The organism is Chamaesiphon sp. OTE_20_metabat_361 (genome assembly GCF_031364565.1).
Window position 1 is genome coordinate 1 of sequence record NZ_JANLWO010000567.1, and the last position, 7,449, is coordinate 7,449.

The following is a 7,449-nucleotide window of genomic DNA, read 5'->3' on the forward strand; positions in this document are numbered from 1 at the left end:
CCATCTGCCGACCAAGCGATAGCGACTGTCGCGGTATCGACATCGATCCGCTGTGGGGCAACCTTCGGTGCGTGTGGCGTCCAAATTTGGACGCCTTTGTAGCCAGCTACTGCTAGCTCTGTGCCATCAGGATGCCATGCTAAATCAAAAATCGAGGATCGATCGAACGTCCAGGTCGTGACTTCCCGCTTGGCGGTTGCGTCCCAAATTTTGACACGCTCGCCCGATCCGATCGCGATTTGCGGCTGACGGGGATGCCAGACTAGATGTTCGATCCACTCATCAATCTCAATGGTTTGGACTAATTGAGGGGAAATCCGACGATTGTCACAATCCCAAATTAATAATTTGCCAGCTTGTCCGCCAGCAGCGAGCCAACGACCATCGGCACTAAAAGCTACCGCTTGCATCGCCTGTCCATTCGCTGGCTGCAAGTAGACTAATTGGTTCGAGCCACTGTTCCAGACTACTTCTCCCGCTGCCGAACTCGCTGCCCAGCCCGCACCGTCTGGCGCACAGCGCAACCCTGTCACTGACTCACCGAGCTGACATTGCCAACCTAGCTCTAATTCCGATTGCGGGTTGCCTGCCAACGTAGCTAAATAAAAATAAAGGTAGCTGCTCCAACCTTACTCTAAAACCGAGCAACAGTAGTTGTATTGCTCTAGTTTTAGACACTCGATCGAGTAATTACATTTGATATGGCTCAAGTCAGACTTGAACTGACGACCAAGGGCTTATGAGTCCCCTACTCTACCGACTGAGCTATTGAGCCAAGCTATTGAACGTATATCAGCATAGCATAAAAAATCGATTTTAACCACCACAACAGCAAACTATTTGAGACAGTGGTGACAAACTCCTAGATCTAGCCGTTGCTGGGTAAATGCGCCATCGGATTAACAGCACTACCACCGCTCGGACGGATCTCAAAATGTAAGTGCGAGCCAGTACTGTTTCCCGTGCTACCCATTCGGGCGATTTGTTGACCCTGACGGACAGTTTGACCAGTAGTAACTGAGAGCTGACTATTATGACCGTAACGAGTAATCGTCCCATCGCCGTGTCTGATTTCGACTAAGTTGCCATAACCAGATTTCCAACCAGCAATGACAATCGTACCGTCAGCAGCAGCATTAATCGGTGTGCCGACTGGGCCAGCGATATCGATCCCTTTGTGCATTCTGCCCCACCGACGACCGAATTTAGAGGTGAGCGTGCCTTCTGCGGGCCAGATAAAGCTCAGAGTAGTGACGCCGTTGTGACTGGGATATCGATCGTCGGGGCTGCCAAACTCGCCATCCGCACCAGTCTGGTTGATATTTGGGGCGGTAGCCACAGATCTGAAATTCCGAGTTTTAGGTTGAGCTACTTCGATCGAAACAGAAGACTCTCCGGTAAACTGTAAGCTGGCTGGATTAGGACGAGCGACTGGCACGGCAGTGCGCGGCGAGAGCGATTGAGCGATTAAAACCGAATTTGGCGCCGATTGTCCTGGCATTTGCGAGACATCATGGCGGAGCTGTTCGACAGAGCCAGATCGCAGCATCGGTACTGCGGGAATGGCGGTTGATTCGGCAGCGGCGATCGTAGGCGAATAATTGGTAGGGACGCTGGAGACTCCCATAAAGACGGCAAATCCAAGCATCACGGCTGAGGTGCGGCTCCGATGATTACCAAACAGAGAGGTAATTTTGTTCGATCCTGACAATCTGCTGGCGGTTGGTGCTGACGACTGGAGCGACAGATCGCGATTGATGATTGGGGATTGAACTTGCTTAGCTTTCTGTGTGATTTCGGGTTTCAACAAAAATGACCTCCTAATTTTGACTACAGCGACAGTCATCTAAATGAACTTGTCGGGATGGGCTGACGGCTAACTGATATCTAAGACCGAGCTTGGCTTGAAGAATATCAGCATGACGGCAGCTTAAGCGATTGACTTTTAACATGTGAACCCAGACGATCGTCAGCTTCTAAAGATGAAAGCAAATGATGACCTTTTACTGGTGCCGATTCTGAATTGCTAAAGTAACTCTAAGTTAAGATGCGATAATTTGCAAGTTTTTGCCGATCGATTCTGGAGCGATCCCGCTCCAGCCAGATCGGTAATTTTTGCTTCAAATTGTGCAGGCATTGCGCGGCTTTATGAAGACTTGAATTACCGATCGAGCGGCTAGAACAATTTCTCAAGCCCTTGCCAAACAACACCTTAGCCGATAGCTCGCTCGATCGACAACCGTGGATTTGCGGACGAAGTATTGTGAAGTTGCGGTCTGGTGTGAGTCTCACAACCCAATTTTTTAATCTCAGTGATTTCGATTACCTTCGGTACGCTACGCGAGCGCAATTATCGCAATTATCGATCGAATTTGTGATGAGTTGAATAAGAAATTGGTAAGTTAATTTCGACCGATCGCGAACGACAGTGATATAAATTTCTTATCTAAAATTAGGAGGTTGGAGCTAGCTCAAAATATTAGTAGCGATTTTAGCTAGCTCAAATAGACTCAATGCTATTCCCTGACTAGTATCCGTCTGACTCAGACACCCCGAGCAACGCTAACTTGGCGACGAGCTTCAAATAGCCCCACAGCGGCACTCACAGAGAGATTCAAGCTTCTAACGCCTGGTTCGTCCATCGGAATATAAACTGTTGCAGCACAGTGTGCCAGCATCTGATCGGGAAGACCATTGGTTTCACTACCAAATAACAACCAGTCATCTGCTTGAAACCCAAAGTCAAAATGACTGGCTGTTTTCCCCCGAACGCTAAACCCAATGCAGCGTCCAGGCTGTTGACGCTGAAATTCAATAAATGCGTCGATCGACGGATGTATTTTGAGGCTAACATAAGGCCAGTAGTCTAATCCAGCGCGTTTGAGGTAGCGATCGCTGATTTCAAATCCTAATGGTTCGATCAGGTGTAATTGGGTACCTGTCGCCGCGCAAGTGCGGGCAACATTACCAGTATTTGGGGGAATTTGCGGATTGACTAAAACGAGTTGGAGCATAAATTCAAAATCGATCGGCGGGGAAGTGTGGTTTTCCGGACTCTGATGGTTAAAAGGTAGCTTTAATAGTTACCTCACCGGGATTATGACGATTTAGTTACGAACTCGCAACTTTTCGTAATATATAGATTTTCTTTATATTTGGACTGAACGATCGATCGATTGGAATTTTAAATACATTTGTTAAGTTGGAGAGTTTTGTGTTGGTCACTCAGATGTGTCACCAAGAGCGTAAATGGGGATCTTGGTGCAGATCTGCGGTAGTGGACGCTACCATTTAGGCGACAGCCTGACAAAGATAACGATCTAATTCGATTTCCTGCTGTTCGACGCGATCGATCGCGCCCATGAGCACCGCCTGCGCGTCGCCCGATTTTGCATATTCCCGCAACCATTGTTGCGCGGTATTACCCTCGCGCAAAATCTTCTTCACTGGCGACAGAAAGCAGGTAAAACCCCGTTGCTTGGCAAAGGGATGTACCTCACCGTAAAGTTCCTCAATCCAGTCATGCGCCGTAATCGATCGCCCGTCCTGCCAATGCCGCAAAGTCGCATCGAGACTGGATTTGGCGACCAGCATTTCATTGGCATCTGCAAGTTCGACTAATTCTTGAGGCGATAAACTACTCATCACCAACGGATCGAGCTGCGGATCGTTCATGAGCTGCCACAATCTCGCCTCAATCAGGCTGGTAACGGCCAGCAAGGCGATCGGATCGATAATTAGGTCGCAAATCCTCAATTCCAATCGATTGAGGTTGTAGGGGCGGCGATCGCCATTAGGACGCACGGACGACCACAGGTGGCGGACATTTTGCATCGTCTTTTGGGCGAGCTGTTCGTTCACCCATTGAATATGATGGGCGTGACTCTCAAATAAGGGCACATGCGCGGGTGTCTTGGGAAATAAGCCCCACCGGGTAGAATGATAGCCAGTAGGCGCAGCATTGATGAAGGGAGATGCCGCACTCAAAGCCAAGTAGAGTGGAGCTTCCACGCGGACGAGCCGACAGGCACGCATCAGTAATTCTGGATCGCTGATGCCGATATTGATATGGACGCTCGCCGTCACCACATCGGTACCATAAGTCTGCTCGATATAGGTATGATAAGGATTATGGGGGTCGGAACGATAAAAAGTATCGGTGCCGCCCAAAGATAAAGTACTCCCCGGAATCAAGGTATAGTCACCAAGTCCTTTGAGATACGATCGCAACTGACGGCGCGGCAATACCAGCGCGCACAGGAGCCGCTCGTAAGAAGTAAACGGCGCAGTTGTATATTCAACATTGCGACTATCTGGCTCGATGATAAACCCATCCAAATCCGCCACAATTCGATCGGATAAACCAACAATCTCGCCTTGGGGTGTACCCGTGTAGACTTCAATTTCAAATCCTTTGGAAAGTAGCATAGGAGTAGGGAGATGGGAGATGGGAGATGAGAGATGAGAGTAATTGGAGATCGAGAGGTACACAACCGACCCTCGATCGCGGATTATCTAGACAAAACCGTTAGGATTTTCGATGCAATACTAATATTCAGTATAAACCCCCAAACCATCGCCCCAACTTCCGATCTTATATCCCAACTTCTGACTTCTGACTTCTGACTTCCTACTCCCATCTCCCATCTCCCATCTCCCATCTCCATCTCTATCTCCCATCTCTCTTCCCTAATGTCCTGCGATCGCGGATAATTGGGAACTAACGTAAAAATCACAACGCAAGTAGCACAACATAAAGTAATGGGAGCGATCTGGGAAATAGATTTTTACTCACGTCCGCTGGTAGACGAGCGACAGAAAAAAGTTTGGGAATTGTTGGTGTGTGAGAGTCCATCGACTACCGAGCAGTCCACCAGCGAACTATTTCGGTATGCTCAGTATTGTCCGAGCGATCGTGTCAACTCGCTGTGGTTGGGCGAAGCTTTGCAAGCAGCCATCCAAGAGGCGGGAGAGTCGCCGCAGCGGATTCGCTTCTTTCGGCGACAGATGAATAATATGATTACCAAAGCTTGTAAAGATATCGGCATTCCCGCAGCAGCCAGCCGGAGATCGATCGCGATTCAGCAATGGTTAAACGATCGTTTGGAGCATTTTTATCCCGCTCAGCCCAACTATCAAGCCACCACGACGACATCGGTGCAAATGTTTTCCGATCCGCCGCAACCGCTCCCCGAAGCCCTCATCGGTGAAAAGTGGACATTTGCCACCCTCGCCGCCAGTCAGTTTGCCGATATGAAAGATTGGCAGATTGGGTTTGGTGAAGCTTTTCCGCTGGATATGCTGGGAGTAACGCCAGAAATGCAGATTCCCGGATCGATCGTCTACTCAGCACGAGCAGTGCCCATCGCCGCCTGGATGTCCGGCTTGGAAATCGTCGCCGTCCGCTATCAACCCGCACCCAAATCCAGATTATTATTAGAGACAGGGGCTAGCGAAAGTTGGATTTTAGCCCGCCTCGATGGTACGACGCAACAAGAAGCCGCCCGATTTGAAGCCAGCAAACAACAGGCAAAGGGAGTACATTTTATCGCCATTCAATCCGATCCCGAGAGCGAGGAATTTGCCGGATTTTGGCTCTTATACGATGCAGCAGATAATTAAATTAATTAATAATTATTAGTCGATCGGCGATGAAATAGCTCGACGGCTACGTGTCAGAAGATCGGTAAGTTGGTGCGATTATTCTAATACTAGATCGCCGATAACCGTTGTGGTGGGCAGTGCCCACCCTACTTTTAGATCTTTGGCTGCATTAGCAACGCGTCTGTTCGATCGGCAACAGCCCGAACAGCAAGGATAGTAGTAGAGGATAGATCTTGTGACTTCGATACTGATGCTTTAGTCCTCACAACTCATTCATTCACTATTCACTATTCACTATCCACTATCCACTATCCACTACTCACTACTTCCAAATGGATATCGCCGAACAACTTTTAGATCTAGCTAGCAAAGCAGGTGCCGAAGCAGCCGAAGTCTATCAAGCCAAATCCTTATCCCGTCCGGTATTCTTTGAAGCAAATCGACTCAAACAGTTGGAAACAGCCCAGAGCGAAGGAATTGCGCTGCGGTTGTGGAAAGATGGTAAACCAGGATTGGCGGTGGCTTATGGAGCCGTCGAGCCGCAGATATTGGTTGCCAAAAGCCTGGAACTCTCCCAACTCAACGAGCCAGAGACACCCGAACTAAATGGAGCCGATCGCAATATCTATCCCAATTTAGGCGATACCATCCCGATGGAGGAATTGGTCGAGATGGGCAAAGTCGCGATCGATCTAGTGCGATCGGAATTTCCCGATGCGATCTGTAGCAGCCAATGGGATTGCGATATCGAAACCACCCGCCTGGTAAATAGTCTGGGTCTAAATTGTAGCTACACGGACACCACATTAAGCGGTTTTTTGGCTGTCGAGTGGATTCGGGGCGATGATTTTTTGAGCGTTGGGGATGGACAAACCCAACGCGGTCATCTCGATCCGCACAAAATCGCGCAGAGCGTGCTCAAACGCTTATACTGGGCGAAAAAGAATGTCAACCCCCCGATCGGGAAAGTCCCGGTATTATTTACTGCCAAAGCCGCCGATATGCTCTGGGAAACCGTGCAAGCCGCACTCAACGGTAAACTAGTCGTTGAGGGGGCATCCCCCTGGAGCGATAGATTGGGTCAAAAAGTGGTTTCGCCCCTGCTGACGCTGACACAGGCACCCGATCGCGGCCCGTTTAGTTGTCCGTTTGATGATGAGGGTTCGCCAACGCGGACATTGACGTTCATTCAAGAAGGTAAGCTGAAATTGTTTTATGCCGATCGGACGATCGGGCGGCAACTGGGTTCTGGCTCTACTGGCAATGGCTTTCGATCGGGTTTGGGGAGCTATCCTACTCCCGATCTAGTCAATTTCACGATCGCACCGGGGACGCTGAGTTTTGACGAACTAGTTAAACATCTCGATTCGGGGATTATCATCGACCAAATTCTGGGCAGTAATGCGGGGATGTCTGGCGATTTTTCGATCAATGTGGAGCTGGGTTATCGGGTTAAAAAGGGTGAAATTGTCGGTCGGGTTAAGGATACGATGGTGAGTGGTAATGTCTATACGGCGCTCAAGCAAGTTGTGGCGTTGGGTGCTGATGTTGACTGGAATGGCCCTTGTCATACGCCGTCATTGATTGTGCAGGGGTTGTCGGTGACGGGACGGGGGTAAGGGGTAATGGGTAAGGGGTAAGAGGTAAGAGGTAAGAGGTAAGAGGTAATGAACTTCGTCAGGTTCTAAATTGAAAGAAAAAGACACTTTCGTCTTTTTTCTGTCACTATTCACTATCCACTATCCACTATTCACTATCCACTATCCACTATCCACTATCCACTATCCACTATCCACTATCCACTATCCACTATCCACTATCCACTATCCACTATTCACTATCCAC

7 protein-coding genes, 1 tRNA gene and 1 pseudogene are annotated in these 7,449 nt (G+C 49.1%); 2 read left to right on the top strand and 7 right to left on the bottom strand.

What is annotated here, in order from left to right; all coding sequences use genetic code 11:
- The 7 genes and pseudogenes from RMO35_RS16310 to gshA all read right to left on the bottom strand — a co-directional run.
- On the bottom strand, positions 1 to 593 hold a 593-nt coding region (locus tag RMO35_RS16310; RefSeq protein ID WP_396135688.1), incomplete at its 3' end, for a WD40 repeat domain-containing protein.
- Positions 594 to 702: 109 nt separating this feature from the next.
- A tRNA-Met gene (locus tag RMO35_RS16315) sits at positions 703 to 775 on the bottom strand.
- 93 nt (positions 776 to 868) lie between these two features.
- Positions 869 to 1,243: pseudogene (locus RMO35_RS25405) on the bottom strand (M23 family metallopeptidase); the annotation flags it as partial.
- Positions 1,244 to 1,820: 577 nt separating this feature from the next.
- Entirely contained in the window at positions 1,821 to 1,952 is a 132-nt protein-coding gene (locus RMO35_RS16325) for a hypothetical protein (protein ID WP_309742380.1), read from the bottom strand.
- Between the two features lie 85 nt (positions 1,953 to 2,037).
- Positions 2,038 to 2,292, bottom strand: a complete 255-nt coding sequence (locus tag RMO35_RS16330) for a hypothetical protein (RefSeq protein ID WP_309742381.1) — start codon at positions 2,290 to 2,292, stop codon at positions 2,038 to 2,040.
- A gap of 251 nt (positions 2,293 to 2,543) precedes the next feature.
- Positions 2,544 to 3,014 (bottom strand): tRNA (cytidine(34)-2'-O)-methyltransferase, encoded by a 471-nt coding sequence (locus RMO35_RS16335; protein WP_309742382.1) that lies wholly within the window; start codon positions 3,012 to 3,014, stop codon positions 2,544 to 2,546.
- A gap of 277 nt (positions 3,015 to 3,291) precedes the next feature.
- Positions 3,292 to 4,428 carry a glutamate--cysteine ligase gene (gshA, locus tag RMO35_RS16340; RefSeq protein ID WP_309742383.1) on the bottom strand — a complete coding sequence of 379 codons (1,137 nt, stop codon included), beginning with the start codon at positions 4,426 to 4,428 and terminating at the stop codon, positions 3,292 to 3,294.
- Positions 4,429 to 4,761: 333 nt separating this feature from the next.
- Here gshA and RMO35_RS16345 point away from each other — a divergent pair, with 333 nt between their 5' ends.
- Positions 4,762 to 5,622: a Tab2/Atab2 family RNA-binding protein gene (locus RMO35_RS16345; RefSeq protein WP_310416340.1), complete on the top strand. Its 861-nt coding sequence runs from the start codon at positions 4,762 to 4,764 to the stop codon at positions 5,620 to 5,622.
- 314 nt (positions 5,623 to 5,936) lie between these two features.
- Positions 5,937 to 7,223 carry a TldD/PmbA family protein gene (locus RMO35_RS16350; protein WP_309742385.1) on the top strand — a complete coding sequence of 429 codons (1,287 nt, stop codon included), beginning with the start codon at positions 5,937 to 5,939 and terminating at the stop codon, positions 7,221 to 7,223.
- Positions 7,224 to 7,449: the final 226 nt, after the last annotated feature.

Coding starts and splice junctions, on each gene's coding strand:
- RMO35_RS16335 (WP_309742382.1), bottom strand. CDS start 3,014: ATGCTCCAACTCGTTTTAGTCAATCCGCAAATTCCCCCAAATACTGGT.
- RMO35_RS16345 (WP_310416340.1), top strand. CDS start 4,762: ATGGGAGCGATCTGGGAAATAGATTTTTACTCACGTCCGCTGGTAGAC.
- RMO35_RS16325 (WP_309742380.1), bottom strand. CDS start 1,952: ATGTTAAAAGTCAATCGCTTAAGCTGCCGTCATGCTGATATTCTTCAA.
- gshA (WP_309742383.1), bottom strand. CDS start 4,428: ATGCTACTTTCCAAAGGATTTGAAATTGAAGTCTACACGGGTACACCC.
- RMO35_RS16350 (WP_309742385.1), top strand. CDS start 5,937: ATGGATATCGCCGAACAACTTTTAGATCTAGCTAGCAAAGCAGGTGCC.